The 26,635-nt window shown below is 68.1% G+C and carries 18 protein-coding genes and 2 tRNA genes; 13 read left to right on the top strand and 7 right to left on the bottom strand.

The window, feature by feature from the left end; translation table 11 throughout:
* Positions 1-124 precede the first annotated feature (124 nt).
* The 10 genes from ACK4SG_RS01840 to ACK4SG_RS01795 all read left to right on the top strand — a co-directional run bounded on the left by ACK4SG_RS01840 (position 125) and on the right by ACK4SG_RS01795 (position 10,428).
* Positions 125-2,578: a TonB-dependent receptor gene (locus ACK4SG_RS01840; RefSeq protein ID WP_409599157.1), complete on the top strand. Its 2,454-nt coding sequence runs from the start codon at positions 125-127 to the stop codon at positions 2,576-2,578.
* A 115-nt stretch (positions 2,579-2,693) separates the two neighbouring features.
* Positions 2,694-3,203, top strand: a complete 510-nt coding sequence (locus tag ACK4SG_RS01835) for a CinA family protein (protein ID WP_409599156.1) — start codon at positions 2,694-2,696, stop codon at positions 3,201-3,203.
* A gap of 33 nt (positions 3,204-3,236) precedes the next feature.
* On the top strand, positions 3,237-3,875 hold the full coding sequence (lexA, locus tag ACK4SG_RS01830; RefSeq protein ID WP_409599155.1) for a transcriptional repressor LexA: 639 nt from the start codon (positions 3,237-3,239) through the stop codon (positions 3,873-3,875).
* 181 nt (positions 3,876-4,056) lie between these two features.
* Positions 4,057-5,091: a recombinase RecA gene (gene recA / locus ACK4SG_RS01825; protein ID WP_409599154.1), complete on the top strand. Its 1,035-nt coding sequence runs from the start codon at positions 4,057-4,059 to the stop codon at positions 5,089-5,091.
* Positions 5,088-5,591 carry a regulatory protein RecX gene (locus ACK4SG_RS01820; RefSeq protein ID WP_409599153.1) on the top strand — a complete coding sequence of 168 codons (504 nt, stop codon included), beginning with the start codon at positions 5,088-5,090 and terminating at the stop codon, positions 5,589-5,591. The genes recA and ACK4SG_RS01820 overlap by 4 nt, the downstream gene beginning before the upstream one ends.
* A 189-nt stretch (positions 5,592-5,780) precedes the next feature.
* Positions 5,781-8,420 carry an alanine--tRNA ligase gene (gene alaS, locus ACK4SG_RS01815; RefSeq protein ID WP_409599152.1) on the top strand — a complete coding sequence of 880 codons (2,640 nt, stop codon included), beginning with the start codon at positions 5,781-5,783 and terminating at the stop codon, positions 8,418-8,420.
* A gap of 122 nt (positions 8,421-8,542) precedes the next feature.
* Positions 8,543-8,737: a carbon storage regulator CsrA gene (gene csrA, locus ACK4SG_RS01810; protein WP_409599151.1), complete on the top strand. Its 195-nt coding sequence runs from the start codon at positions 8,543-8,545 to the stop codon at positions 8,735-8,737.
* Between the two features lie 56 nt (positions 8,738-8,793).
* A tRNA-Ser gene (locus ACK4SG_RS01805) sits at positions 8,794-8,886 on the top strand.
* 85 nt (positions 8,887-8,971) lie between these two features.
* A tRNA-Arg gene (locus tag ACK4SG_RS01800) sits at positions 8,972-9,048 on the top strand.
* A gap of 333 nt (positions 9,049-9,381) precedes the next feature.
* A complete protein-coding gene (locus ACK4SG_RS01795) occupies positions 9,382-10,428 on the top strand; it encodes a LacI family DNA-binding transcriptional regulator (protein ID WP_409599150.1) in 1,047 nt (348 codons plus the stop codon).
* A gap of 3 nt (positions 10,429-10,431) precedes the next feature.
* Here ACK4SG_RS01795 and ACK4SG_RS01790 read toward each other — a convergent pair whose 3' ends face one another.
* Positions 10,432-12,162 (bottom strand): alpha-amylase family glycosyl hydrolase, encoded by a 1,731-nt coding sequence (locus tag ACK4SG_RS01790; protein WP_409599149.1) that lies wholly within the window; start codon positions 12,160-12,162, stop codon positions 10,432-10,434.
* Between the two features lie 14 nt (positions 12,163-12,176).
* Positions 12,177-13,664: an MFS transporter gene (locus tag ACK4SG_RS01785; protein WP_409599148.1), complete on the bottom strand. Its 1,488-nt coding sequence runs from the start codon at positions 13,662-13,664 to the stop codon at positions 12,177-12,179.
* Between the two features lie 163 nt (positions 13,665-13,827).
* Between ACK4SG_RS01785 and ACK4SG_RS01780 the strand changes: the two genes are divergently transcribed.
* From ACK4SG_RS01780 to ACK4SG_RS01770, 3 genes are all read left to right on the top strand, one after another.
* Complete coding sequence (locus tag ACK4SG_RS01780; RefSeq protein WP_409599147.1) at positions 13,828-15,441, top strand: alpha-glucosidase family protein; 1,614 nt, start codon at positions 13,828-13,830, stop codon at positions 15,439-15,441.
* A 16-nt stretch (positions 15,442-15,457) separates the two neighbouring features.
* Positions 15,458-17,503 (top strand): glycoside hydrolase family 97 protein, encoded by a 2,046-nt coding sequence (locus ACK4SG_RS01775; RefSeq protein WP_409599146.1) that lies wholly within the window; start codon positions 15,458-15,460, stop codon positions 17,501-17,503.
* A gap of 267 nt (positions 17,504-17,770) precedes the next feature.
* Positions 17,771-20,560 carry a TonB-dependent receptor gene (locus ACK4SG_RS01770; protein WP_409599145.1) on the top strand — a complete coding sequence of 930 codons (2,790 nt, stop codon included), beginning with the start codon at positions 17,771-17,773 and terminating at the stop codon, positions 20,558-20,560.
* A 218-nt stretch (positions 20,561-20,778) separates the two neighbouring features.
* Here the strand turns inward: ACK4SG_RS01770 and ACK4SG_RS01765 are convergent, their stop codons facing one another.
* Genes ACK4SG_RS01765 through zwf form a run of 5 tightly spaced genes read right to left on the bottom strand, consistent with a single transcriptional unit; the run spans position 20,779 to position 26,516 of the window.
* Entirely contained in the window at positions 20,779-21,432 is a 654-nt protein-coding gene (locus ACK4SG_RS01765) for a bifunctional 4-hydroxy-2-oxoglutarate aldolase/2-dehydro-3-deoxy-phosphogluconate aldolase (RefSeq protein ID WP_409599144.1), read from the bottom strand.
* Between the two features lie 2 nt (positions 21,433-21,434).
* The gene (gene glk, locus ACK4SG_RS01760; RefSeq protein ID WP_409599143.1) at positions 21,435-22,448 is read right to left on the bottom strand and encodes a glucokinase; all 1,014 of its coding nucleotides are present in this window, start codon (positions 22,446-22,448) and stop codon (positions 21,435-21,437) included.
* Entirely contained in the window at positions 22,445-24,277 is a 1,833-nt protein-coding gene (edd, locus tag ACK4SG_RS01755; protein ID WP_409599142.1) for a phosphogluconate dehydratase, read from the bottom strand. The genes glk and edd overlap by 4 nt, the downstream gene beginning before the upstream one ends.
* Complete coding sequence (gene pgl / locus ACK4SG_RS01750; RefSeq protein WP_409599141.1) at positions 24,277-25,050, bottom strand: 6-phosphogluconolactonase; 774 nt, start codon at positions 25,048-25,050, stop codon at positions 24,277-24,279. Before pgl ends, edd begins: the two co-directional genes overlap by 1 nt.
* Entirely contained in the window at positions 25,047-26,516 is a 1,470-nt protein-coding gene (gene zwf / locus ACK4SG_RS01745; protein ID WP_409599140.1) for a glucose-6-phosphate dehydrogenase, read from the bottom strand. Before zwf ends, pgl begins: the two co-directional genes overlap by 4 nt.
* Positions 26,517-26,635 lie beyond the last annotated feature (119 nt).

The raw sequence follows: 26,635 nt of genomic DNA, 5'->3' as shown, positions 1-26,635 counted from the left end.
GTTTCCGGGGCATGGCGTGTTGTCGCCATCGCATCACACCACCATCTTTCGAGGGGGACCTATGCTTCGCAAGCAGCCGCAACGTTGTGCACTGTCCGCCGCCGTCGTCGTCGGACTGGTTTCCATGTTCGCCCTGCCGGCGATGGCGCAGCAAGCATCGCCGCAGTCGCAGGAGGCGAAGACCCTTGACACGCTGGTGGTGACCGCGCAGAAGCGCGAAGAGCTCATGCAGGACGTGCCGGTGGTGGTGACCGCGCTGACCGAACAGACCTTGCGGGACACCGGCGTGCGCGACGTCAAGGACCTGCAGGTGCTGGTGCCCGGGCTGACCGTGACCAGCACCCAGAGCGAGGCCCTGACCACCGCGCGCATCCGCGGCATTGGCACGGTGGGCGACAACGCCGGCCTGGAGTCGTCGGTGGGCGTGGTGATCGACGGCGTGTACCGCCCGCGCAACGGCGTGGGGTTCGGCGACCTGGGCGAGCTGGAGCGGATCGAGGTACTGAAGGGGCCGCAGGGCACCCTGTTCGGCAAGAACACCTCGGCCGGCGTGATCAACGTGGTCACCAAGCGCCCGGGCTTCGAGCCCGCCGCCGACGTCGAGTTCACCATGGGCAACTACGGTGCGATCGGCCTGGCCGGCAGCCTGAACCTGCCGATCGGCGACCGCTCCGCGTTCCGCATCTACGCCGCCCAGCGTGCCCGCGACGGCTACATCGACGTGCACACCGGCGCCGGCCCGCGCGCCGAAACCGACGACTTCAACCAGGACTTCGGCACGGTGCGGGCGCAGTTCCGTTGGGATCCCACCGACAACCTGACGCTCAACCTTGCCACGGACGTCACCAACCGCACCGAGGACTGCTGCACCGGCGTGACCATCATCCGCGGGCCGACCGCGGCGATCCTTGATGCGCTGACGCCGCTTCCCGGCGATACCGGGGTTGCGCCGGTTGCCGATCCCTATGCACGCCAGGCCTGGAGCAACCGCAGCACCGGCCAGCACATCAAGGACCGCGGCCTGTCGCTGCAGGCCGACTGGATCACGCCGTGGTTCGACGGCGCCACCCTGACCTCGATCACCGCCAAGCGCCGGTGGAGCTCGGCCAACGGCCTCGACTTCGACTTCAGCACCGCCGACCTGCTGTACCGCGAGCCCACGAAGGACGACAACTACAGCGCGTTCGACACTTTCAGCCAGGAATTGCGTCTGACCGGCGCCACCGGCAGCGTCGACTGGATGGTGGGCGCGTTCTATTCGAACGAGGACCTGGACCGCAACGAGGCCTACCGCATCGGTGCCGCGTACGAGCCGTATCTTTCGATCGCGTTGCTGAGCCGGATCAATCCGGCGCTGGCGGCCAGCCCCACCGCGCCGCTGTTCCTGTCGCAGGCGTCCGGGCGGCCGTTCGGCACGGTCTTCCTGGGCCAGGGCGCGAAGGACCGCTACGCCCAGAACGCCAAGAGCCTGGCGTTGTTCACCAACAACACCTGGCATGCCACCGACGCGTTCGACCTGACCGTGGGCCTGCGCTACACCCGCGAGGACAAGTCGCTGTCGTCGTCCTACAGCAATCCGAACGGCGGCCTGGGCTGTGCGTCGATGCTCGCCAATCCGGCCCAGGTGGTGGCCGCACTGGTGGCGCGCGGGTTGACGGTTTCCCAGGCTTCGGCCGCGGCACCGCAGGTGATCGGCTTTTCCTGCCTGCCATGGACCAACGTGGCGCATAACGGGCGGCATACCCAACAGGACATGTCGGAAGGCGAATGGTCTGGCACCGTGAAGGCGGCCTACCGCTGGAACCCGCACGTGATGACCTATCTCTCCGCAGCGCGCGGCTACAAGGGGGGCGGCTTCAATCTCGATCGCGTGCAGTCGAACACCGGCCTGTCCAGCGGCACCAGCGGCATCGTGCCGGTGGACGACACCTCGTTCCCGGCGGAGTTCGTCGACAGCTACGAGCTGGGCGCCAAGACCACCTGGCTGGGCGGCAACCTGCTGCTCAATGCGACGCTGTTCAACCAGATCTACAGCGACTTCCAGCTCAACAGCTTCCTGGGCACCAGCTTCGTGGTGCGCTCGATTCCCAAGGTCACATCGCGCGGCGTCGATGCCGAGGTGCTGTACCAGCGCGGCGGGCTGTTCCTGCAGGGCGGCCTGACTTACGCCACCACCAAGTACGGCCGCGATCTGCTGCCGGATGCGGACCTGGTGCTGCTGCCGGGCAGCACCGCCAGCTTCGCGCCCAAGTGGTCGGCCACCACGTCGATCGGCTACGAGTTCGACGTGGGCCGCAACCTGGTTGCGCGGCTGCACATCGGCGCCAAGTACATGAGCGAGTACAACACCGGCTCCGACCTCGACCCGCAGAAGCTGCAGCCGGGCTACACCACCGTCAATGCGCGCGCCAGCCTGGGCGGCCGCAAGGGCGACTGGGCGGTCGAGCTGTGGGCGCAGAACCTGACCAATGCCGAGTACATGCAGGTGGCCTTTGACGCGCCGTTGCAGACCGGCTCGTGGAACGCATTCCTCGGCCAGCCGCGCACCTACGGCGTCACCCTGCGCTGGCGTTACTGAAGGATTGCCCGGCGCGCCCGGCGTCTTCCGGCCTCCCACCGGCCCGCGCGAGCGGGCCGGTTTTGTTTCCGGCCCATATGCGTTACAACGCGTGCAACTCCCGTGGATCCCGGTCATGCACGCTCCCACCGATGCCGAACTCGAAGCGCTGTCCCGCCACACCGGGGAACGCCTGCTGGCGGCGCGGCATATGTTGGTGACGGCCGAGAGCTGCACCGGCGGCTGGATCGCCAAATGCATGACCGACATCCCCGGCTGCTCGGCCTGGTTCGATTGCGGCATGGTCGCCTACAGCTATGAAGCCAAGCAGGCGCTGTTGGGCGTGCGTCCGCAGACGTTGGAGTCCTATGGCGCGGTCAGTCGCGAGTGCGTGGTGGAAATGGTGTCGGGCGCGCTGGTGCACTCCGGCGCGACCATTGCCGTGGCGGTGACCGGCATTGCGGGGCCGGGCGGTGGCAATCCGTACAAGCCGGTGGGCACGGTGTGGATCGGTTGGAAACGGCGCGGTGGCTATGCCCACGCCGAGGTTTTCCATTTCCATGGGGATCGCGATGCGGTGCGCCGGCAGACCGTGGCCGCGGCCCTGCACGGTCTGGATGCGCAGATGGGTGGCCAGGGCGGTTGACGCCAGTTGTCGGTAGTAGTATTACTACTACCCATGAGCCTGACCGACACCCAGCGCGCCATCCACGCCTTCATCGCCGACCGCCTCGAAGCGGAAGGCATGCCCCCGTCGCAGACCGAGATCGCCAAGGCGTTTGCCTTCAGCCTTCGGGGTGCCCAGTACCATCTGGAAGCATTGGAGGCTGCGGGGGTCATCGAGCGTGTCTCCGGACGCGCCCGCGGCATCCGCCTGCTGCAGGTCCCGGCGTCGCTCCAGCAGGCGCTGGACCTGCCGGCCGCGAACGACGCCGCCCTCCAACTGCCGGTGCTGGGGCAGGTGGCGGCGGGCGTACCGATCGGCGCCGACATCGGCAGCGACCAGATGGTGCTGATGGATCGAGCGCTGTTCTCGCCCACGCCCGACTACCTGCTCAAGGTCAAGGGCGACTCCATGCGCGATGAAGGCATCTTCGATGGCGACCTGATCGGCGTACACCGCACCTCCGAGGCCCGCAACGGCCAGGTCGTCATCGCCCGCATCGACGACGAAATCACCGTCAAGCTGCTGAAGATCGGGTCGGGCCGGATCCGCCTGCTGCCGCGCAACCCGGACTACGCCCCCATCGAAGTGCAGCCCGGGCAGGACTTCGCCATCGAGGGGCTCTATTGCGGCCTGGTGCGTCCCAATGCGTGATCCGGCCGTTGTTCCGGCCCGTACGCACGGGGAACCCCGAGCCGCCGCCCGGCGTTTCCCGATGCTCCGCGCCCGGCTCGCCATGCGACGTTTCCCCTCGCGCTGTCGCGTCGCAGCCCGTGCGACGCGCCCCGCCTAAGCTGACCCCATTCCAGAGATCACCGACTTGAGGAGCACCACGATGGACGAGAACAAGAAGCGCGCGCTTGCGGCGGCCCTGGGCCAGATCGAGCGCCAGTTCGGCAAGGGCTCCGTGATGCGCATGGGCGATCGCACGGTGGAGGCGGTGGAAACCATCGGCACCGGCTCGCTGATGCTGGACATCGCGCTGGGCATCGGCGGATTGCCGAAGGGCCGCGTGGTGGAGATCTACGGGCCGGAGTCCTCGGGCAAGACTACGCTGACCCTGCAGGCCATCGCCCAGTGCCAGAAGGCGGGCGGTACCTGCGCCTTCATCGACGCCGAACACGCGCTGGACCCGATCTACGCGCAGAAGCTGGGCGTGAACCTGGATGACCTGTTGCTGTCGCAGCCGGATACCGGCGAACAGGCGCTGGAGATCGCCGACATGCTGGTGCGCTCCAATGCCGTGGATATGGTGGTGGTCGACTCGGTGGCCGCACTCACCCCGAAGGCCGAGATCGAGGGCGAGATGGGCGACCAGCTGCCCGGCCTGCAGGCGCGCCTGATGAGCCAGGCGCTGCGCAAGCTCACCGGCAACATCAAGCGCAGCAACTGCCTGGTCATTTTCATCAACCAGTTGCGCATGAAGATCGGCGTGATGATGCCCGGCCAGAGCCCGGAGACCACCACTGGCGGCAATGCGCTCAAGTTCTATGCCTCGGTCCGGCTGGACATCCGCCGCATCGGCAGCATCAAGAAGGGCGATGAGATCATCGGCAACCAGACCCGTATCAAGGTCGTGAAGAACAAGCTGGCGCCGCCGTTCAAGCAGGTGGTCACCGAGATCCTCTACGGCGAGGGCATCAGCCGCGAGGGCGAACTGATCGACATGGGCGTGGAGGCCAAGCTGGTCGAGAAGGCGGGCGCCTGGTACAGCTACGACGGTGAGCGCATCGGCCAGGGCAAGGAGAACGCCCGCCAGTACCTCAAGGAAAACCCGGCCGCCGCGCAGAAGCTGGAAGCCGCACTGCGCGAGAAGTTCGTACCCGAGGAGGCCGCGCGCGAGGAAGGCGACGCCGGCATCGACGAATGACTGCATCCGGCGGCGGTGGCGATGGGGCGTCCTCGTCAGCGCCGAAGCGCCGCCGCCCGGAACCGACGCCCGTCCAGCGGGCGCTTGGCCTGTTGACCCGCCGCGAGCATTCCCGCGACGAACTCATCCGCAAGCTCAAGCAGCGCGGCGTGGAGGCCGATGACGCAGCTGCCGCGGTCGACCGGCTGGCCGAGGCTGGCTGGCAGGACGAGGCCCGGTTTGCGGAGTCCCTGGTCCGCAGTCGCGCTGGCAGCGGTTACGGGCCGGCCTACATCCGCGCCGAGCTGGGCACCCACCGGCTGTCCGGGGAGGTGGTCGAGGCTGCGATGGCCGGGTATGAGGGCGACTGGATCGACAATGCCCGCCAGCTGCTGCAGCGGCGCCACCCGCAGGCGCTGGAAGGGGATCGGGATGCCTGTCGCAAAGCCGCGAATTTCCTGCTGCGACGAGGGTTCGACCTGGCCCAGGTCCAGACGGCGCTGGCCGCCGATCTGGATTGAGCTGCCGGCCTTCGCGGCGGCGACAATGCGGCACATGGACAACGCCGGCGCCCGGACAGGCATCCAGTCACCGGGCTCCAGAGCCGGCGCGGCCTGTAAACTGACGGCATTGGGTTGCCAACTCGGTTCCGCGGCCGCATCTTGGTCGGCTTGCGGGCCCACTGGCGCCCGCCACCTTCCGATGCCCGCATGAAAACCACCTCCGACATCCGCCGCGACTTCCTCGAGTTTTTCGCCTCCAAGGGGCACACCATCGTGCCGTCCGCACCGTTGGTGCCGGGCAACGACCCGACCCTGCTGTTCACCAACTCCGGCATGGTGCAGTTCAAGGATGTTTTCCTGGGCGCGGAGAAGCGCAGCTACGTGCGCGCGGCGGACGTCCAGCGCTGCCTGCGCGCAGGCGGCAAGCACAACGACCTGGATTCGGTCGGTTACACCGCCCGCCACCACACGTTCTTCGAAATGCTGGGCAACTGGTCGTTCGGCGATTACTTCAAGAAAGAGGCCATCGCCTGGGCTTGGGAGCTGTTGACCGAGGTCTGGAAGCTGCCAAAGGACCGCCTGCTGGCCACCGTCTACCACACTGACGACGAGGCCTACGCCATTTGGCGCGATGACATCGGCCTGCCGGAAGACCGGATCATCCGCATCGGAGACAACAAGGGCGCCCCGTTCGCCTCCGACAACTTCTGGCAGATGGCCGATACCGGCCCCTGTGGCCCGTGCACCGAAATTTTCTACGACCATGGCCCCGACCATTTCGGGGGGCCTCCGGGCTCGCCGGACGAGGATGGCGACCGCTACATCGAGATCTGGAACAACGTCTTCATGCAGTTCGACCGCGCTGCGGACGGCACCCTGACGCCGCTGCCCGCGCCCTGCGTGGACACCGGCATGGGGTTGGAGCGCATTACCGCCATCCTGCAGGGCGTGCATTCCAACTACGAGATCGACCTGTTCCAGGCGCTGATCAGGCGTGCCGCCGAACTGACCGGCACGGAAGACCTGGAGAACAAGTCGCTGCGTGTGATCGCAGACCACATCCGCGCCTGCGCCTTCCTGATTGTTGATGGCGTGCTGCCGTCCAATGAAGGGCGTGGCTACGTGCTGCGCCGGATCATCCGCCGTGCGCTGCGCCACGGCTGGATGCTGGGCATGCGCGAGCCCTTTTTCCACAAGCTTGTCGCCACCCTCGACGCCCTGATGGGCGAGGCTTATCCGGTGCTGCGCGACGGCCGCGCCACCGCTGAGCGCGCGCTCAAGGCCGAGGAGGAACGCTTCGCCGAAACCCTCGATGCCGGCATGCGCATCTTCGACGACGTCGCGGCCAAGGTGACCGACGGCGTCATCCCGGGCGGCGACGCCTTCCGCCTGTACGACACCTACGGCTTCCCGCTGGACCTCACCCAGGACATGGCGCGCGAGCGCGGCATGTCGGTGGACGTTGCCGGCTTCGATGCCGCCATGGCGCAGCAGAAGGAAACCGCCCGCGCGGCCGGCAAGTTCGGCGGCGGCGTGCAGCTGCCGGCCGAGCTGGTGGCGCACCTGGCGCCGACCGGCTTCCTGGGTTATGAGACCCTGGCCGTCGATGGGTTGACCGTGGTCGCGCTGCTCAAGGATGGCAAGCCCGTCGATGCGATCGCGGCGGGCGATGCCGCCATCGTTCTGCTCGACCGAACCCCGTTCTATGCCGAATCCGGTGGCCAGGTGGGCGATACCGGCGTGCTGTCGGCAAGCGGCGTGCAGTTTGCGGTGAGCGATACCCTCAAGCTTGCCGGCCAGTTCCATGGCCATGCTGGCATGCTCCAGTCCGGCAGCCTGAGGAAGGGCGATGTGCTGGCAGGTGCGGTCGATGCGGCCCGTCGCGGCGCCATCGTGCTCAATCACAGCGCTACCCACCTGCTGCATGCCGCCCTGCGCAACGTACTGGGCACTCACGTCCAGCAGAAGGGTTCGCTGGTCGCGCCGGATCGACTGCGCTTCGATTTCTCGCATTTCCAGCCGATGACCGCGGCGGAACTGGCCGAAGTGGAGCGTCGCGTCAACGCGGAGGTGCGTGCCAACCACGCAGGCGAAATCCGCCATATGGGGATGCAGGAGGCGCTGGATTTCGGCGCGATGGCATTGTTTGGCGAGAAATACGGCGAGCAGGTGCGGGTGCTGCGCTTCGGTCCTGCGTCCACCGAATTGTGCGGCGGCACCCACGTGTCCCGCACCGGTGACATCGGCCTGTTCAAGATCGTGTCAGAGGGCGGCGTGTCCGCCGGCGTGCGTCGCATCGAGGCGGTGACCGGGCAGGGCGCGCTGGACCATGTGGCTGCGCAGGAGCAACGCCTGCACGAGGTCGCCCAGCTGCTTGGCAGCAATGCCGGGGAGGTCGCCGACAAGCTTCGAGCGCTGCTGGAACGGCAGAAGAAGCTGGAGCGCGAGGTCGAGGCGCTCAAGGCCAAGGCCGCCTCCAGTGCCACCGGTGATCTGGCCGGGCAGGCGCAGGAGGTTGCCGGCATCAAGGTATTGGCGGCGCGATTGGAGGGTTTCGACGCCAAGGCACTGCGCGAAGCGGTGGACCGGCTCAAGCAGCAGCTCGGCGATGCCGTGGTGGTGCTGGCTGGCGCGGATGCCGGCAAGGCCGCACTGGTGGCAGGTGTCAGCGGCGCCGCACTGGGCAAGGTCAAGGCCGGCGACGTGCTGGGCGACGTTGCCCGCCAGGCCAATGGCAAGGGGGGCGGTCGTCCCGACCTGGCACAGGGTGGGGGTGAGGATGGCCCGGCGCTGGTTGCCGCGCTGGCCGGCGTTGCAGAGTGGGTGCGAGGCAAGCTGCAGGCTTGAGCCGGTGCAGGCCCGCTTGGGTTGTCGCGGGCGGATGCACGCCAGTATGATCGACTGGACTGGACGTCTGTGCACCCGTATGGTCGGGCGCCTGCGAAAGCCAGCGACAGGGGAGTTGCGCGATGTTGATCTTGACCAGAAGGGTTGGCGAGACACTGATGATCGGTGATGCGATCACCGTCACCGTGCTCGGCGTAAAAGGCAACCAGGTGCGGATCGGCATCACCGCCCCGAAGGACGTCGCAGTCCACCGCGAGGAGATCTACCAGCGCATCCAGGGCGACGCCGCCGGCGGTGACGAAGAAAAATCGTCCTGAGGTTTGCCGGAACGCCGCATTGCCTGTATCCTTCCCGGCTCGCGGTTTCGCCTCACGGAGACTTGCCCGAGAGGCCGAAGGGGCTCCCCTGCTAAGGGAGTATGGGGTCAAAAGCTCCATCGAGGGTTCGAATCCCTCAGTCTCCGCCACTTGCGGCGAAACCCGAAACAACTTGCGTGGCGATGGAAAATTTCCGTTGACGTGCAAATAGCGGTTCTGCATAATTCCGCTTCTGCGCCCGTAGCTCAGTTGGATAGAGCACCAGGCTACGAACTTGGGGGTCGGAGGTTCGAATCCTTCCGGGCGCGCCATCCAGATCGCACCAGGGTCAATGAGCCTGCGCTCATTGGCCCTTTTGCTTTGGGGCTTCAACCGGCCTCCGTATCAGATCCGTGCCACATCCGTGCTGTGCCAGTTGATCAGTCGAGACAGCGGCGGCTTCAAGGGATCATTCCGCTCATTGGTCGCACTTGGCGGGATTCGTCTCGGGCAAGTTCACCTGTGGGTGCTGCTGCGCGGCGGGTCTGAAATCACCGGCGATCCCCGCGCCGTATGGGCGCCAGCGAGCCTGCGCCCGAGGTCGTTCGCCGCCTGCCGACGGCTGGTTGGGGGCCGGCAGGCGGCGGCATTGCTACACTCCCGCCATGCAGGAGTCTCGTCGCACCCGCAAGAAAACCCGGGTCACCTCGCTGGACATCGCCCACCGGGCGGGCGTCTCGCAGGCCACTGTTTCCCGCGTGCTGGCAGGCAGCCCGCTGGTCAATGCCGACACGCGCCGCCGGGTGGAGCAGGCGGTGCGCGAGCTGAACTACAAGGTGGATCGCCATGCGTCCAGCCTGCGCACCCAGCGCGCCGGCACGCTGGCGCTGCTGCTGTTCGAGGACCCGACCCCGGACGAGTCGCACATCAATCCGTTCTTCCTGGCCATGCTGGGGTCGATCACCCGCGCCTGCGCCCGTCACGGCCATGACCTGCTGGTCTCGTTCCAGCAGCTGTCCGACGACTGGCACGCCGACTACGAGGACAGCATGAAGGCCGATGGGTTGATCCTGCTGGGCTACGGTGACTATCTCGCCTACCGGGGCAAGCTGGAGCGGCTGGTGGAGCAGGGCACGCATTTCGTGCGCTGGGGGCAGGTGCAGCCTGGCCAGCCGGGGATTTCGATCGGCTGCGACAACCATGCGGGTGGGATGCTGGCCGGCCGCCACCTGCTGGAACGCGGACGCCGGCGGATTGCATTCCTCGGCGACGCGTCGTCCCGGTTCCCTGAGTTCTTTGCCCGCTACCAGGGGTGCGATGCGGCCCTGCACGAGGCAGGGCTGGCCATGGCGCCGGCCCTGCAGGTGGATGCGGATAGCACCGAGGAAGCGGGCTATGCCGCGGCGCGCACCCTGCTGGCGCGCGGCGAGGTGTTCGACGCGATCTTCGCGGCCAGCGACCTGATCGCGATCGGCGCGATCCATGCGCTGAAAGAGGCGGGACGACGGGTGCCGGACGACGTGGCGGTGGTGGGCTTCGACGGCACGCCGATGGCGCGCTTCGCCGATCCACCGCTGACCACCGTGGTGCAGGACACCTCGCGCGCCGGCGAGCTGCTGGTGGATACCCTGCTCAAGCAGGTGCGCGACCAGCCGGCCCGCAGCGTGATGCTGGAGCCGACGCTCGACGTCCGCGCCTCCAGCGGGCGCTGAGGTTCAGCGCGGCAGCCGCGCGCCGGCCATTGCCGCGTCCAGCGCGGCCAGCAGCGCAGGCTCGGTCGCCGGGGCGTCCAGCAGGAACACGCGCACGCCGTGCGCCGGCACGTCGGCCTGCAGCGCTTCGCCGGAGCGTACCGGAAGGATGCCGCCGCCCAGCGCGTCGCGCCAGTCGCCAGCCTGCAGCATCGCGCGGACGTCGAAATGCTCTGGCGCGTCGCCCTTGTTGAGCAGGACCAGCGCGATCTGGTGCACGCCGTCGTGCTGGTACACCCTGTAGAACGCGGCGCGGTTGCCTTGCAGCTCCAGATTGAGCTGCAGCCCGCGCTGCAGCGCCGGTGAGGCGGCACGCACCTGCGCGATGCGGGTCAGCGCCGCACGGATCGGGCTTGCCTTGGCGGCGGCAATCCCTTCGGTGCCGAAGTAGTTGCGGTTGCCGCCGTGCTCGGGCCGGCCGCGCATGAAGCCCATTTCCGAGCCGTAATAGACCACCGGAATGCCACGCGCGGTGAACAGCCAGTTGTGTGCATCGATGAAGCCTGCATCGCTGGCATCCAGCCGTGGCATGTCGTGATTGTCGTAGAAGGTGGCCAGCTCGTAGGGGTTGGCATACGGGCCGCCGGTCAGATGCAGCGCCGGCGCCATCTGTTCGAAGCCGGCCTGCTTGCGCCCGAAGACCTCCTCCATCGCCTGTTTCATCGGGAAGTCCAGCACGCTGGTTTCGCCGTGGCCGGGCAGGGTGTGGGTGGCGATCTTGGCAGCGTCGTAGTCGAAGGCCTCGCCGAACATGAAAAAGCCCGGGTGCTTTGCCCGGATGCGGGTGGTGAAGGCCTGCCAGAAGCTGTCCGGCATCCAGGCGATGGTGTCGATGCGGAACGCGTCCGCGCCCTGATCGATCCACTGCTCATAGGCGCCGGCCAGGTAGTCCAGCACCGCGGGGTTGCGCTCGTTGAGGTCGGACAGCTGGGCCAGGTTGCCGTCGAAGATCGATCCCTTGGCCCCGTCCACCGGGCCGACCGTGTTGTAGAACCGGTGCAGCGGGTTGTGCGCCGGGTCCAGCTGCTGGGGCGGCAGGTTCTGGTGGTCGGCAATCAGCGTGCCGTCCTTGTCGTAGAGCTTGCCGAACTTGGGCTGGTCGTAGGCCATGCCCCAGGCCGGCGAGCCGTGGTTCCCCACGATGTCCAGCACCAGCTTCATGCCCTTGCCGTGCACCGCGTCGGTCAGGTCCTTGAAGTCCAGGCCGGGGCTGGGGAGGTGCTCGTCCACCTTGTAGAAATTCACGCCCCAGTAGCCGTGATAGCCAGCCTTGCCCTGGTCGGAGAGGAAGCCCTTGCAGCTGGGCGCGGTGCCGCCGGTGAAGGCTTCGTCCGGGTTGTCCACGATCGGGGTGATCCACACCGAAGTGAAGCCCATCTCGCGGATGTAGTCCAGGTGGTCCGCCAGCCCCTTGAAGTCGCCGCCCAGGTAGCCGATGTTGCCGGCCACGCCGTTGCAGGGCGCCAGCGGGATGTCGAAGGTGCGGTGTGCGCCGCCCTGGTCGCGGTGGTCGTTGCCGGGGTCACCGTTGACGAAGCGGTCGGTCATCACGAAGTAGACCGCTTCGCGCGCGAACGGCTCCAGCGTGCCGTAGTAGTCGACTGCCGGCGGTGCCGGCCTGGACGCAGTGCCCGCGCAGGCGGTGGCGGTGGCAGCCAGCAGGGCGGCGGCAAGAGCGTTGCGGATCGGGTGCATGGTCGGGACGTGCCTCAGGTATGGGCGGCGGGTTCGGGCACGCGCAGCACGCACAGCCCGGCGACAAGCATGCTGGCGCCGCCCAGCACGAGGATCTTCGCCGGGTCGTCGGCGAACACGTGCTTGAGGATGTAGCCCAGCGTGGCCACCGCCACCAGCTGCGGGATGACGATGAAGAAATTGAAGATGCCCATGTACACGCCCATCTTGCGGGCGGGCACGCTGTCGGACAGCAGCGCATAGGGCAGCGACAGAATTGAGGCCCAGGCGATGCCGACGCCGACCATCGACAGCACCAGCCAGTTCTCGTCGGGCAGGAACGGGATCGAAGCCAGGCCCAGCCCGCCCAGTGACACGTTCACCAGGTGGCTGCCGCGCAGGCCGAACCGGCGGGCCATCCACGGGATCGCGATCGCCGCCAGCGCGGCAAAGCCGTTGTACGCGGCGAACAGCACGCCCACCCAGTTGGCGCCGGTGTTGTACGCGGCGGAGGCGGTGTCCGTGCTGCCGTAGTACACGCTGGTCACGGTGGCGGTGGTGTAGATCCACATCGCGAACAGCGCGAACCACGAGAAGAACTGCACCACCGCCAGCCGGCGCATCGCCAGTGGCATCGCATAGATGTCGGTCATCACCTGGGCGAAGCCGCTGTCGCGGCCCACCACGGTCAGCGCCAGCAGCGCCACGCCGTAGGTCGCCAGCAGCGCACCCAGCAGGTACAGCTCGCGCGGCAGGCCCTGCCACGCCACGCCGGCCAGGCCCAGCGCGCCGATCGCCAGCCACAGCAGGCCGAAGCGGGTGGCCCGCACGCGGTCCAGCGGTGCGCGATCCAGCGGCGCCGCCTCGTCGAAGGCTTCCAGCGCGTCCGGCGGGTATTCGCGGGTGCGCAGCACGGTCCAGGCGATCGCGCCCACCAGCACCGCGGCACCGGCGTAGAACGCGTAGCGCACGGTGTCGGGCACTTGGCCGGGGCCGGCGGTGTTGGCCACGCCTACCTTCTCCAGCAGCCACGGCAGCAGACTGGCCACCACTGAGCCGATGCCGATGAAGAAGCTCTGCATCGCATAGCCCTTGGCGCGCTGCGAGACCGGCAGTTGGTCGCCGACGAAGGCGCGGAAGGGCTCCATCGACACGTTGATGGAGGCATCCAGCACCCACAGCAGGCCGGCGGCGATCCACAGGGTGGGCGAGTGGGGCATGAACAGCAGCGCCAGCGAGGCGAGCAGGGCGCCGGCGAGGAAATAGGGGCGGCGGCGGCCCAACCCGGTCCAGGTGCGGTCGGACAGGTAGCCGATCACCGGCTGCACCAGCAGGCCGGTCAAAGGCGCGGCGACCCACAGCCCGGGCAGCGAGTCCATCTCGGCGCCCAGCGTCTGGAAGATGCGGCTGACGTTGGCGTTCTGCAGGGCGAAGCCGAACTGGATGCCCAGGAAGCCGAAGCACATGTTCCAGATCTGCCAGAACGAAAGCGGCGGCTTGGACGTCGAACCGGTGGCGTGCATGCGTTGTCCCGTGTGCGAAAACCGGCCGGTGCGGGCGGCCGGGTACATATACCGCACCGCTTCCGCGGCATCCTGCATGTAAACGTATTCACGCAGTGCAGTCGGCGCAAGGCCGGTGCGGACGCGGCATAGTCCGGCGTTGCTACAGGCGCACGGAGCGGGAATGGCAGGGCAGAACTGGTGGCGCGGCGCGGTGATCTACCAGATCTACCCGCGCAGCTACCTCGACACCAATGGCGATGGCGTCGGCGACCTGCCGGGCATCCTCGCGCGCCTCGACTACATCGCCTCGCTGGGCGTGGACGCGATCTGGATTTCGCCGTTCTTCACCTCGCCGATGGCCGACTTTGGGTACGACATCGCCGACTACCGCGATGTCGATCCGTTGTTCGGCACTCTCGACGATTTCGACCGGTTGCTGGCCAAGGCGCATGCGCTGGGGCTGAAGGTGATGATCGACCAGGTGCTCAGCCATTGCTCCATGGACCACGCCTGGTTCCGCGAAAGCCGGCAGAGCCGCGACAACCCCAAGGCCGACTGGTTCGTCTGGGCCGACGCCAAGCCGGACGGCACGCCGCCCAACAACTGGCTGTCGCTCTTCGGTGGCGTGGCCTGGCAGTGGGAGCCGCGCCGCTGTCAGTACTACCTGCACAACTTCCTGGCGTCACAGCCCGACCTGAACTTCCACAACCCGGATGTCCGCGCCGCGCAACTGGATAACGTGCGGTTCTGGCTGGATCGTGGGGTTGATGGCCTGCGTCTGGATGCGATCAACTTTTGCTTCCATGACGCGCAGCTGCGCGACAATCCGGCCAAGCCGCCGGAGCTGCGCACCGGGCGGGGCTTCAGCCCGGACAACCCATATGCCTTCCAGTACCACTGGTACAACAACACCCAGCCGGAGAATCTCACCTTTCTGGAGGCGTTGCGTGCGTTGATGGACCGCTACCCGGATGTCGGGGCGTTAGGCGAGATTTCCTCGGAAGACTCGCTGGCCACCATGGCCGAATACTGTGCCCCAGGCCGCCTGCACATGGGCTACAGCTTCGAGTTGCTGACCGAGGATGGCAGCCCGGCCCATATCCGCGCCACGGTCGAAGCGCTGGAAGCGAAGATGACCGAAGGCTGGCCGTGCTGGGCCATCTCCAACCACGACGTTCAGCGCGCGGTGACGCGCTGGGGCGGCGCCGATGCCGATGATGCCCTGGCCAGGCAGTTGGTGGCGCTGGTCTGCTCGTTGCGCGGCAGTGTCTGCCTGTACCAGGGCGAGGAGCTGGGGCTTCCGGAAGCAGAGGTGCCGTTCGAGGCACTGCAGGACCCTTATGGCAAGACGTTCTGGCCCACGTTCAAGGGGCGTGACGGCTGCCGCACGCCGATGCCGTGGCGCGCCGCCAGCGACGCCGGTTTCGGCAGTGACGCGCCGTGGCTGCCGGTGCCCGACGCCCACCGTGCACGCAGCGTGGAGATACAGGAGCATGCCGCCGACTCCGTGCTGAACGCCGTGCGCGCGTTCCTGCATTGGCGCAAGGCGCAGCCGGCATTGGTAGAGGGGGCGATCCGCTTCCTCGATGCGCCGGCGCAGGTGCTGGCGTTCGAGCGTCTCCATGAGGGCCAGCACCTGCTGCTGGCGTTCAACCTGTCGGGTCAGGCCTGCGAATGGCCGCTGCCGGTCGTTGGAACCCCACTGGAGCTGCCCGGCCCGGTGGCCGCGACGCTGGACGGCGATGTGCTCCGGCTGCCGCCGCGCGGCGTGGCCTGCCTTGCAGTGGCGCACTGAACGAAGGGGGCGGGATATGCGGGGAACGATTGCGATACGGCTGGCCGGTGTCTTGCTGGCAGCCTTGACCTGGTTCGGCTCGGCCCGGGCGGAGCAGGTGGCCACGGTGGCCTCCCCGGATGGCCGCATCGAGGTGACGCTCGACCTCAACGGTGAGGGGCGCCTGGCCTATCGGGTGTCGCGCGACGGCGCGCCGGTCATTGGCGATTCGCGCCTGGGTTTCATTTTCCGCAACGCTCGCCAGCTGCTACGCAACCTGCGGTTGGATGGCCAGACGCGGCGCAGTGTCGATGACACCTGGGAACAACCCTGGGGTGAGCGCCGCTTCGTGCGCGACCGCTACAACGAGCTGCGCGCCACGTTCGTGGAGAAGGATGGCGACCACCGCCGTTTCGACATGGTGTTCCGCGTGTTCGACGATGGGGTGGGGTTCCGTTACGAGGTTCCCCGTCAACCCGCGCTGCAGGAAGCGCAGATCGTCCAGGAACTGACCGAGTTCGCCGTCACACGGCCCGCCACGGCGTGGTGGATCCCCGCGCTGGAATGGAACCGCGCCGAATACCTCTACCGGCGCACGCCACTGGAGCAGGTCGCCGTCGCGCAGACGCCGCTGACCCTGCGCACGAACGACGGGCTGCATCTGAGCATCCACGAGGCCGCGCTGGTGGACTACGCGGGCATGAATCTGATGCGCGGCGGCGACGGCGAGCTGCGTGCGCTCCTGACTCCGGGCAGCCCGGTGCCGGTGGTCCGCACCACGCCGTTCACCACGCCGTGGCGCACGATCACCATCAGCGACCGCGCCGGTGGCCTGGTGGAGTCCAACCTGATCCTCAACTTGAACGAGCCGAACGTGCTCGGCGATGTCAGCTGGTTCACGCCTGCCAAGTACGTCGGCGTGTGGTGGTCGCTGCACCTGGACCAGCAGAGCTGGGCCAGCGGGCCCAAGCATGGCGCGACCACCGACAACACCCGGAGCATGATCGATTTCGCCGCCGCCAACGGCTTCCGCGGCGTGCTGGTGGAAGGCTGGAACCTGGGCTGGGACGGCGACTGGTTCGCCAACGGCTGGAACTTCGACTTCAGCAAGCCAACGCCGGACTACGATCTCGCCGGCCTTGGCGCCTATGCGGTGTCCAGGGGCGTGCACCTGATCGGCCACCACGAGACCGCCTGCGCGGTTAGCCATTACGAGCGCGGGATGGACGCGGCGTTCACGCTGTTCGCGGGATTGGGGATCGACGCCGTCAAGACCGGCTATGTCTGCGACGCCGGCCAGATCGAGCGCCAGGACGCCGTGGGTGGGCCGGTCCTGCGCGAATGGCACGAAGGCCAGTGGATGAGCAACCACCACCTGCGGGTGGTGCAGGCGGCCGCCCGCCACCACATCGCCATCAATGCCCACGAGCCGATCAAGGACACCGGCCTGCGCCGCACCTACCCGAACTGGATCTCCCGCGAAGGGGCGCGTGGCATGGAATACAACGCCTGGGGCAATCCGCCGAACCCGCCCGAGCACGAGGTCACCCTGGTGTTCACCCGCCTGCTGGCCGGGCCGATGGATTACACCCCCGGCATCGTCAGCCTGACCGGGCGCAACGGGCAGGAGATCCAGAGCACGCTGGCGCGGCAGCTTGCGCTCTACGTCGGCATCTACAGCCCCATCCAGATGGCGGCCGATCTGCCCGAGCATTACGCGCAGCATCCGGAGGCGTTCCAGTTCATCAAGGACGTGGCGGTGGACTGGGACGAGAGCCGCGTGCTGGCCGGCGAGGTGGGCGAGTACGTGGCCATTGCCCGCAAGCAGCGCGGCGCGCCGCTCTGGTTCGTCGGGGCAATGAACGATCGCCATCCGCGCACGCTGGTGCTGCCGCTCGACTTTCTCGATGCAGGCAGGCGCTACCGCGCGGAGATCTACCGCGACGGCGACGGCGCCGACTGGCGCGGCCCGGCGCGCTTCCGCTTCGTGCGCGAGACCAGGGCCGTAGCCCGCGGTGACCGCCTGTCCCTCTGGCTGGCCGGCGGCGGCGGGGCTGCCGTCCGGTTCGTGCCGGAATTCTGAGCCGCGGCGGCACATTCCCGCCTGCCGGTTTACTTCGTCCGTCGCCCTGCATGCAGGGTGGCGGGCCTCTTTGCCTGTTGGGCTGAAAGCGAGCGCTGGCGCGGGCCGCAAGATTTCCAGGCGTGCCCGGGATGAATACGTATGCAGGACCGTCTGTTGGCCCGTGGCAGGACTACCATCGCAACGTTCATGTGATGCGCCCGGCGCGGGCATGAAGGAGCGGGCGACACAGCCCGCCTATATCGAAAACCATTTCTGGAGGGGAAGATGGTGCAGTTGAAGCGAAATCTGTTGAGCGTGGCGCTGGCATCGGCCGCGATGATGATGGCCACCCAGGCGTTTGCGCAGGAGGCACAGCCCGCCGCGCAGAACGCGCCGGCCGCGAAGAAGAAGGCCGACGCCAAGAACCTGGACACCGTAGTGGTGACCGGCATCCGCGGCGGCATCGAGCGCGCGATCGACATCAAGAAGGACGCCACCTCGATCGTCGAGGCGATCTCCGCCGAGGACATCGGCAAGCTGCCCGACGTCAGCATCGCCGAATCCATCGCCCGCCTGCCGGGCGTGGCCGCGCAGCGCGTGGCCGGCCGTGCGCAGGTGATCAGCGTGCGTGGCCTGTCGCCCGACTTCTCCACCACCCTGCTCAATGGCCGCGAGCTGGTCAGCACCGGCGACAACCGCAGCGTGGAGTTCGACCAGTACCCGTCCGAGCTGATGGCCGGGGTCACCCTGTACAAGACGCCCGACGCGGCGCTGGTGGGTCAGGGCCTGTCCGGCACGTTGGACATGCGCACCGTGCGCCCGCTGGACTATGACAAGCCGGTGATCGCGATCAGCGGCCGCTGGCAGCGCAATTCGCTGGGGTCCGCCGCCAACCAGGGCGCCACCGGCAACCGCTTCAACGCCAGCTACATCGGCCAGTCCGCCGACCGCACCGTCGGCTATTCGATCGGTTACTCCCACTCCGACACGCCGATCCAGGAAAACCAGGTCGGTCTGTACGAGCCGTGGTTTGAGACGGGCGCAGGCTGGCGCCCCGGCATTCCCGCCGGCACTTGGTTCTCGGACGGTATCAAGGCGCTGCGCCGGACCGGCTACACCAAGCGTGACGGCGTGATGGCGACACTGGAGTTCCGCCCTTCCGATACCTGGATCAGCACGTTCGACGCCTTCCATTCGCAGTCCAAGCAGGAAGACACCGCCAACCAGTTCGAGTCGCACCTCTACTACAACGGCGATTATCCCTGCAGCCCGGCCTGCAGCTGGACCAACGTCACTACCACGAGTAACGGCAGCCTCAGCAGCGGCCAGGTGGTGAACGTCTATCCGCTGGTGCGCGGCATGTACAACAGGCGCAAGGACGAGATCAATGCCGTTGCCTGGAAAAACGAGCTGTTCTTCGGCCAGGTGAAGCTGACCGCCGACGCCAGCTGGTCGAAGGCCAAGCGCAACGAGATCAATCTCGAGAACAACACGCAGCTGGTGCCGGCCAAGCAGCTGGATACGCTGACCATCAACTACGGCAACAGCCCGTTCCCGCAGTTGACCCCCGGCCGCGATTACTCGGATCCGACCAAGCTCTATCTGCGCAACACCATCTACGGCTCCGGCTACGGCAAGACCCCGCGGGTCGAGGACGAGCTGAGCAGCTTCCGTCTGGATGGCGAATTCCCGGTGCCGGCATCGATGGCCGACCTCTTCTCAGGTTTCAACGCGGGCTTCAACTACGCCGACCGGCAGAAGCAGAAGTGGCAGCCCGAAGGCGGCATCAACGTCGGCGCACAGGGCGACACCACCATCGCCTCCGACTTGCAGTACGGCTTGGTCGACCTGGGCTTTGCTGGCGTGGGCATGATCCCGTCCTGGAACGTCCCGGGCGCGGTTGCCCGCTACATGACCTTCAATCCGGTCGATAACCTCGACTACCTGATCCCGAAGGCCTGGACCGTCACCGAACGCATCACCACCGGCTACTTCAAGGCCAACATCGACACCACCTGGGGCTCGGTGCCGGTGCGCGGCAACGTTGGCGTGCAGGTCCAGTACACCGACCAGTCGTCCGATGCCCGTTACTGGGATGCCACGCAGCCGGCGGGCAGCCGCGCGCTGCCGATCCACAAGGGCGCCAAGTACACCGATGTGCTGCCCAGCATGAACCTGGCGTTCTCGCTGGCCGATGATCAGACCGTGCGCGTGGCGCTGGCCCGCCAGGTGGCGCGCGCCCGTGTCGACCAGATGCGCGCCTCGCTGGATTTCGGCGTCAATACCGCGACCGGCAAGCCGGGCGGCGGTGGCGGCAACCCGGAGCTGGCGCCGTGGCGTGCCAACGCCTTCGATGTGTCGTGGGAGAAGTACTACGGTTCCAAGGCCTATCTGGCCGCCGCTTACTTCTACAAGCAGCTGACCAGCTACATCTACACCCAGACCCGCGACGGTTATGACTTCACCGATCAGGTGGCATCGTGGCTGGCCGTCAACGGCAGCACCCTGCCGCCGGGCGTGACGGTGCAGAACACCGGCAACTACACCGCGCCGTTCAACGGCAAGGGCGGCAAGCTGCAGGGCCTGGAGCTGACTGCTTCGATGCCGCTGAACATGCTCTTCGGCGAAGCGTTCAACGGCTTTGGCGTCGTGGCCAGTGCCAGCTTCACCGACAGCAGCATCAAGATCCTGGCGCCGGAGAATGCCAGCAGCATCGGCAACGATCCGATCACCCTGCCGGGCCTGTCCAAGCGGGTCTACAACCTGACCGCCTATTACGAGCGCAACGGCTTCGAGTTCCGCATCAACAACCGACGCCGCTCGGATTTCATCGGCGAGATCGGCAACTTCGATGGTGCCCGCTCGCTGCGCTACGTGGTCGGTGAGAACATCACCGACGCGCAGGTCAGCTACACCTTTGGCGACGATAGCGGCTTCAAGGGCCTGAGCCTGCTGCTGCAGGCCAGCAACCTGGGCGACGCGTCGTACCGCACGTACGCGGGCACCAAGGACCGTCCGCTGGAAACCATCAAGTGGGGCCGCACCCTGCTGCTGGGCGCCAGCTACAAGTTCTGATCCGCGCTCGACCCGTCACACGCCTCACCCCTGTGATGGACGCCCCGCCGGTGGAAGCCGGCGGGGTTTTCTTTGGGCGGGCGAGGTGGTGGCGTCTCTGGAAAATCCAGCGCGGAGGCAGCCGGAACACTGCTTGCGCGCTGCACGAACGCGCGCGAGGCCCACCCCGGCAGGGGGCGGTGTGGAGGAGGGGCGCCGGCAAAACGCCGGCGGGGGGCTCAGGTGCGGTGCGCCAGCGCGGCCGCGTCGCGTGCCAGCCGGCCGATCCGGCCCCAGTCGCCGGTCTGGATGGCGTCGCCCGGCAGCATCCAGGAGCCGCCGACGCAAGCCACATTGGGCAGCGCCAAGTAGGCGGGCGCCTTGGCAGCGTCGATCCCGCCGGTCGGGCAGAAGCGTGCCTGCGGGAACGGGCCGGCGAAGCCCTTGAGCGCGGCGGTGCCGCCGCTGGCCTCCGCCGGGAAGAACTTGAAGCGGCGCCAGCCGTGTTCCAGCCCGCGCATCAGCTCGCTGGCCGTGGCGATGCCCGGGATCAGCGGCGTCCCACAGTCCCTCGCGGCGTCATAGAGCGCATCGGTAGCGCCGGGCGAGATGGCGAACGCCGCGCCCGCCTCCGTCACGCGCGCCAGGTCCGCGGCGGACAGCACCGTCCCCGCGCCCACGCAGGCGCTGGGCAGTTCGCGCGCCAGCAGCGCGATGGCCTCCAGCGCGCAGGCTGTGCGCAGGGTCACTTCCAGCACCGGCAGGCCGTTGTCCACCAGCGTGCGGCACAGCGGCAGGGCATCCTCCAGCCGTTCGATGGTGAGCACCGGGATGACCGGCGCGCGGGCGAACACGGCATCCACGCGGTCGCGCAGGCGGTCGGGATCGAACATGGTCAGGACTCCGAGGCGCGCAGCGCGCAGGCGGCGCCGAGCAGGCCGGGGTGGGGGTGGGTGATGACGTGGATCGGCACCGATTCCAGCAGCGTGGCCATGCGGCCCTTGGCGAGGAAGCGTTCGCGGAAGGCGCTGCTGCGCAGGAACGGCAGGAACCGCGGCACGATGCCGCCGGCGATCACCACGCTGCGCGCGCCGTGGATCAGCGCGCAGTCGCCAGCAACGCTGCCCAGCACCGCGCAGAAGCGTGCCAGTGCGCGCCGCGCGGCCTGGTCGTGGCCATCCAGCGCGGCGGCCACCACGTCGGCCGGGTCGCGCAGGGCAGGGCGGCGCAGGGTGGTTTCGCCGGGTTGCGGCAGCGCGTCAGGAAGCAGGTCACCGACGCCGCGCAGTACCGCGTCGATCTCGGAGAGCCCCTTCCCGCACAGCAGGCGCTCGGTGGACGTGCGGCCGTGCTGGGCGGTCAGCCACGCGGCGATCGTCCGCTCTTCGTCGCCGATGGGCGCAAAGCCGACGTGCCCGCCCTCGGTCTCCACCACCTGCCAGCCGCGGTCGGGGTCCCCGACCAGCAGCGCGACGCCCAGCCCGGTGCCGGGGCCGAGCACGCTGATCGGCCCGCGCAGCGGCGCCTGCAGGGTGCCATGCAGGGTGACCAGATGGCTGTCGTCGAGGGCCGGAATGGCCCAGGCCACCGCGCCGAAATCGTTGAGCATGCGCAGTTCGGACAAGCCCAGCGTCCGCTGCAGTTCGCTGCGGCTGAACGACCAGGCGCGGTTGGTCAGACGGATCTCGTCGCTGCCGACCGGGCAGGCGACGGCCAGCGCGGCGCGGGTCGGGGTGGCGTCCACGCCCGACAGGTAATGCTCGATGGCGTGCTGCAGGCTGGCGAACTGGGCGTTCGGCAGCGACTTCGAGGCCTGCAGTTCGACGGTCGGTGACGCCAGGTCCACCAGCGCGAAGCGCGCATTGGTGCCGCCGATGTCGCCGACCAGCGCCAGCCCGGACCGGCTCATGCGCCGGCCCCGAACAGCGGGCTTGCGCCTTCTTCCGCGGAGCCGACGTTGCCACGCATCAGGCCGAACAATTCGCGGCCCATCCCGGCCTGGTTGCCCGACAGGTCCAGCGCCGCGGCGTCGCGTGCGGCCCACTCGACGGCATCCACCAGCACGTCCAGCGTGCCGGCCTCGGCGTCGATGCAGACCGGATCACCGTCGCGCAGCTTGGCCAGCGGCCCGCCGTCGGCAGCCTCGGGGGTCACGTGGATCGCTGCCAGCACCTTGCCCGATGCGCCGGACATGCGGCCGTCGGTGAGCAGCGCGACGCGCTGGCCGCGGTCCTGCAGCGCCGCCAGCGTGGGCGTCAGCTTGTGCAGCTCGGGCATGCCGTTGGCGCGCGGCCCCTGGCCGCGGACCACCGCGATGAAATCGCCGTCCAACGTGCCGGCCTGGAAGGCGGCCAACAGCGCGTCCTGCGAGTCGAAGAGGCGGGCCGGTGCCTGGTGGCGGCGGAATTCTGGGGCTACCGCCGAGATTTTCACCACCGCGCGGCCCAGGTTGCCCTGCAGCCGGCGCAGGCCGCCTTCGGCGTCGAACGGCGCCGACACCGGCCGCACGATATCGGTATCGCGCGATGTGGCCGGCGGGTCGCGCCAGCGCAGCGCCAGGTCGTCCAGCCAGGGCTGCCTCGCCTGCTGGCGCAGCGTGCCGCCGTGCACGCAGGCGATGTCTTCGTGCAGCAGGCCGGCGTCCAGCAGTTGGCTGATGACGAAGCCCATGCCGCCGGCGGCCTCGAAGTGGTTCACGTCGGCGGCGCCGTTGGGGTAGATGCGCGCCAGCAGCGGCGTGGCGCGGGACAGGGCATCGAAATCGTCCCAGTCGATCAGGATGCCGGCAGCCCGTGCGATCGCCACCAGGTGCAGCGTGTGGTTGGTGGAGCCGCCGGTGGCGGCCAGGCCCACCATCGCGTTGACGATGGCTTTTTCGTCGATCGTGCGTGCCAGCGGACGGTAGTCATCGCCGAGCGCGGTGATGCGCAGCGCCTGCTCGGCGGCAGCCACGGTCAGCGCATCGCGCAGCGGCGTGTTCGGCGGCACGAAGGCGCTGCCCGGCAGGTGCAGGCCCATCACCTCCATCAGCATCTGGTTGGAGTTGGCGGTGCCGTAGAACGTGCAGGTGCCGGGCGCATGGTAGGACGCGGCTTCGGCCTCCATCAGCTCCTCGCGGCTGGCCTGGCCCAGCGCGTAGCGCTGGCGGACCTCGGCCTTCTGCTTGTTGGGGATGCCGGAGGGCATCGGCCCGGCCGGGACGAAGATGGTGGGCAGGTGGCCGAAGCTCAGTGCGCCGATCAGCAGGCCCGGCACGATCTTGTCGCAGACGCCCAGGCAGAGCACCGCATCAAAGCTGTCATGCGACAGCGAGACCGCGGTGGCCATGGCGATGACATCGCGCGAGAACAGCGACAGTTCCATGCCGGCGCGGCCTTGGGTCACGCCGTCGCACATCGCAGGTACGCCACCGGCCACCTGCGCACTGCCACCGGCGTTGCGCGCCGCCATCCGGATCAGCGACGGGTAGTGCTCCATCGGCTGGTGGGCGCTCAGCATGTCGTTGTAGGCCGTCACGATCCCGATGTTGCCGCCGCGACCACTGCGCAGCGCCGGCTTGTCCGGGCCTGCGGCCGCGAAGGCATGGGCGAGGTTGCCGCAGGACAGTTTGTATCGGTACGGGCCATTGCCGCGCGCCGTGTCCATCCGCGCCAGATAGGCGGCGCGGGTGTCGCGGCTGCGCCCGGCGATGCGGGCAGTGACGCGTTCGACGACGGGATGCAGCGCAACGGTGGCCATCAGGGACTCCAGTGGACGTGGATCGGGGCGCCGGCGCGCAGCAGCGCGGCGACCGGAAGTGGGGTTGACGGCGCCTGCAGTACCTCGCGCAGGACCGCGCGCTTGTCGTGGCCGGTCACCACCAGGTGCACGGCGCATGCGCGGAGCAGCCGCGGCAGGGTCAGGCTGATCCGCGCGAACGGCGCTTCGGGCGGCAGCGGCTCGGGCAGGGTGGCGATCGCGTCGATCCCGCTGTCCATCGCCAGGCCATCGTGCAGGTTGGCCGCGCCGGGAAACAGCGATGCAATGTGGCCGTCCGCGCCCATGCCCAGCAGCACGGCGTCGAAGGGTTCGGGATGCGCGGCGAGCAAGGCGCGCGACTGCGCCAGCGAGGCGTCAATGTTGCCATTGGCGGCGGTGATCGGATGCACAGAGATGCTGGTCTCTGCGGGCTGCAACAGAGCAACGTCATTCCCTCCTTCGCGGGAAGGACGAGCAAAGGCATTGCCGGCAAACGCTGCGCGCAGGTTGCGCAGGTTGCAGGCCGGATGGTCGTGCGGGACGCAGCGGTCGTCGGTGGGTACGGCGTCGATGCGGCCGCCCAGGGCCGCCCGCGCCAGATGCGCATAGACCGGCAGCGGCGTGCGTCCGCCGGCCAGCGCCAGCCAGGCGGCCCCGCGCCGCGCGATCGCGTCACGGCAGGCCGCTTCCATCGCCGCGGCCACGCCGCCAACCAGCGCGGCGGTATCTTCGTAGAGGTGTTCGACGGACGTCATCACCGTGCGGTCGCTCATTCGCGCCAGCTGTGGCCAAGACGGTCCACCAGCGACACCGATGCGGCCGGGCCCCAGGTGCCGGCGGGATAGGGCTTGGGCTGCATGCCCGTGGCGTGCCAGCCATCGGCGATGGCGTCCACCCACTGCCAGGCGGCCTCGGTCTCGTCGCGGCGGACAAACAGCGTGCCGTTGCCCTCGATCGCATCGAGATAGAGGCGCTCGTAGGCGATGCGACGGCGCGCGCTCTGGAATTCCTGGTGGAAATCGAGGTCCAGCGCCACCTGCGACAGGCGCAGGCCGTGGCGGTCCAGGCCAGGCGTTTTGCTCATCAGGTCCAGCTCGATGCGCTCCTCCGGTTGCAGTTTGATCAGCAGCCCGTTCGGCTGCATGTCCGCCGCCGCAGGGCCGCCGAAGATCGAGTACGGCACCTTGCGGAACTGGATATAGATCTCGGTGCTGCGCGACGGCAGGCGCTTGCCGGTGCGCAGGTAGAAGGGCACACCCGACCATCGCCAGTTGTCGACGTGTGCACGCAGCGCCACGAAGGTCTCGGTGCGGCTGGCCCTGCCCAGCTCCTCCGCGTAGCCCGGAACCGCCCGGCCATCGATGGCACCGGCGGTGTACTGGCCGGCCACCGACTCGGTGGCCACGTTGGTGCGGTCGATGGCGCGCAGCGAGCGCAGCACCTTGATCTTCTCGTTGCGCACGGCGGTGGGATCGAACCGCGCCGGTGGCTCCATCGCCACCAGGCACAGCAGCTGCAGCATGTGGTTCTGCAGCATGTCGCGCAGTGCACCGGCATCGTCGTAATAGTCGCCGCGGCCCTCGACGCCGACTGTTTCCCCGACGGTGATCTGCACCTGTTCGATGTGGCGTGCGTTCCACAGGGGTTCAAACAGTGCATTCCCGAAGCGCAGTGCGATGAGGTTCTGCACGCCTTCCTTGCCGAGGTAATGGTCGACGCGGAAGATGCGCTCCTCGTCGAAGGCCTTGGCCACCGCGTCATTGATCAGCGTTGCGCTGGCCAGGTCCTTGCCGATGGGTTTTTCCAGCATCACCCGCGTGCCCGGGCCGGCCACGCCGTTTGCCGCCAGTGCGCGACAGGCCGGGCCGTAGAACCGCGGTGCGGTGCTCATGTGGTAGAGCACGTCGCCGTTGCGCAGCGTATTGATGTGCCCGGCCAGCGTCTGCATCGAGACATCGTCGTCGGCGCTGGCGGCGCAGTAGTCCAGCCGGTCCAGCAGGCCGCGCAGGGCGGCATCGCTGCGTTCCGCGGCGGGTATGCGCTCCTTGATGCTCGCCGCCACCAGCGCGGCGAACCCGTCGCGGTCCAGCTCGCTGCGCGCGGTGCCGAGGATGCGCATGCCGTCCGGCAGCAGGCGTTCGGCCTGCAGGCTGTACAGCGATGGCAGCAGCATGCGTCTTGCCAGGTCGCCGGTGGCGCCGAATACGGTCAACAACGAAGCGGGCGTGGCATGCGTCACGGAATCGGTCCAAAAACGAGGATGTTCCAAGCTTAATACGCTTTGTCGTTCAGGTCGGCGGTGCACACGTTTTCAATTGCCGCTGAGCGCGTACGGCGTGGCCTGCGGCGCCTTGGGCA

Source organism: Thermomonas sp. (assembly GCF_046293095.1).
In the GTDB taxonomy this organism is placed as follows: domain Bacteria; phylum Pseudomonadota; class Gammaproteobacteria; order Xanthomonadales; family Xanthomonadaceae; genus Thermomonas.
This window is presented reverse-complemented; position numbering and strand designations above follow the sequence as displayed.

What these genes read in the sequence shown, in the direction of transcription:
- ACK4SG_RS01840 (WP_409599157.1), top strand. Translation starts at nt 125, where the DNA reads ATGTTCGCCCTGCCGGCGATGGCGCAGCAAGCATCGCCGCAGTCGCAG.
- ACK4SG_RS01835 (WP_409599156.1), top strand. Translation starts at nt 2,694, where the DNA reads ATGCACGCTCCCACCGATGCCGAACTCGAAGCGCTGTCCCGCCACACC.
- lexA (WP_409599155.1), top strand. Translation starts at nt 3,237, where the DNA reads ATGAGCCTGACCGACACCCAGCGCGCCATCCACGCCTTCATCGCCGAC.
- recA (WP_409599154.1), top strand. Translation starts at nt 4,057, where the DNA reads ATGGACGAGAACAAGAAGCGCGCGCTTGCGGCGGCCCTGGGCCAGATC.
- ACK4SG_RS01820 (WP_409599153.1), top strand. Translation starts at nt 5,088, where the DNA reads ATGACTGCATCCGGCGGCGGTGGCGATGGGGCGTCCTCGTCAGCGCCG.
- alaS (WP_409599152.1), top strand. Translation starts at nt 5,781, where the DNA reads ATGAAAACCACCTCCGACATCCGCCGCGACTTCCTCGAGTTTTTCGCC.
- csrA (WP_409599151.1), top strand. Translation starts at nt 8,543, where the DNA reads ATGTTGATCTTGACCAGAAGGGTTGGCGAGACACTGATGATCGGTGAT.
- ACK4SG_RS01795 (WP_409599150.1), top strand. Translation starts at nt 9,382, where the DNA reads ATGCAGGAGTCTCGTCGCACCCGCAAGAAAACCCGGGTCACCTCGCTG.
- ACK4SG_RS01790 (WP_409599149.1), bottom strand. Translation starts at nt 12,162, where the DNA reads ATGCACCCGATCCGCAACGCTCTTGCCGCCGCCCTGCTGGCTGCCACC.
- ACK4SG_RS01785 (WP_409599148.1), bottom strand. Translation starts at nt 13,664, where the DNA reads ATGCACGCCACCGGTTCGACGTCCAAGCCGCCGCTTTCGTTCTGGCAG.
- ACK4SG_RS01780 (WP_409599147.1), top strand. Translation starts at nt 13,828, where the DNA reads ATGGCAGGGCAGAACTGGTGGCGCGGCGCGGTGATCTACCAGATCTAC.
- ACK4SG_RS01775 (WP_409599146.1), top strand. Translation starts at nt 15,458, where the DNA reads ATGCGGGGAACGATTGCGATACGGCTGGCCGGTGTCTTGCTGGCAGCC.
- ACK4SG_RS01770 (WP_409599145.1), top strand. Translation starts at nt 17,771, where the DNA reads ATGGTGCAGTTGAAGCGAAATCTGTTGAGCGTGGCGCTGGCATCGGCC.
- ACK4SG_RS01765 (WP_409599144.1), bottom strand. Translation starts at nt 21,432, where the DNA reads ATGTTCGATCCCGACCGCCTGCGCGACCGCGTGGATGCCGTGTTCGCC.
- glk (WP_409599143.1), bottom strand. Translation starts at nt 22,448, where the DNA reads ATGAGCCGGTCCGGGCTGGCGCTGGTCGGCGACATCGGCGGCACCAAT.
- edd (WP_409599142.1), bottom strand. Translation starts at nt 24,277, where the DNA reads ATGGCCACCGTTGCGCTGCATCCCGTCGTCGAACGCGTCACTGCCCGC.
- pgl (WP_409599141.1), bottom strand. Translation starts at nt 25,050, where the DNA reads ATGAGCGACCGCACGGTGATGACGTCCGTCGAACACCTCTACGAAGAT.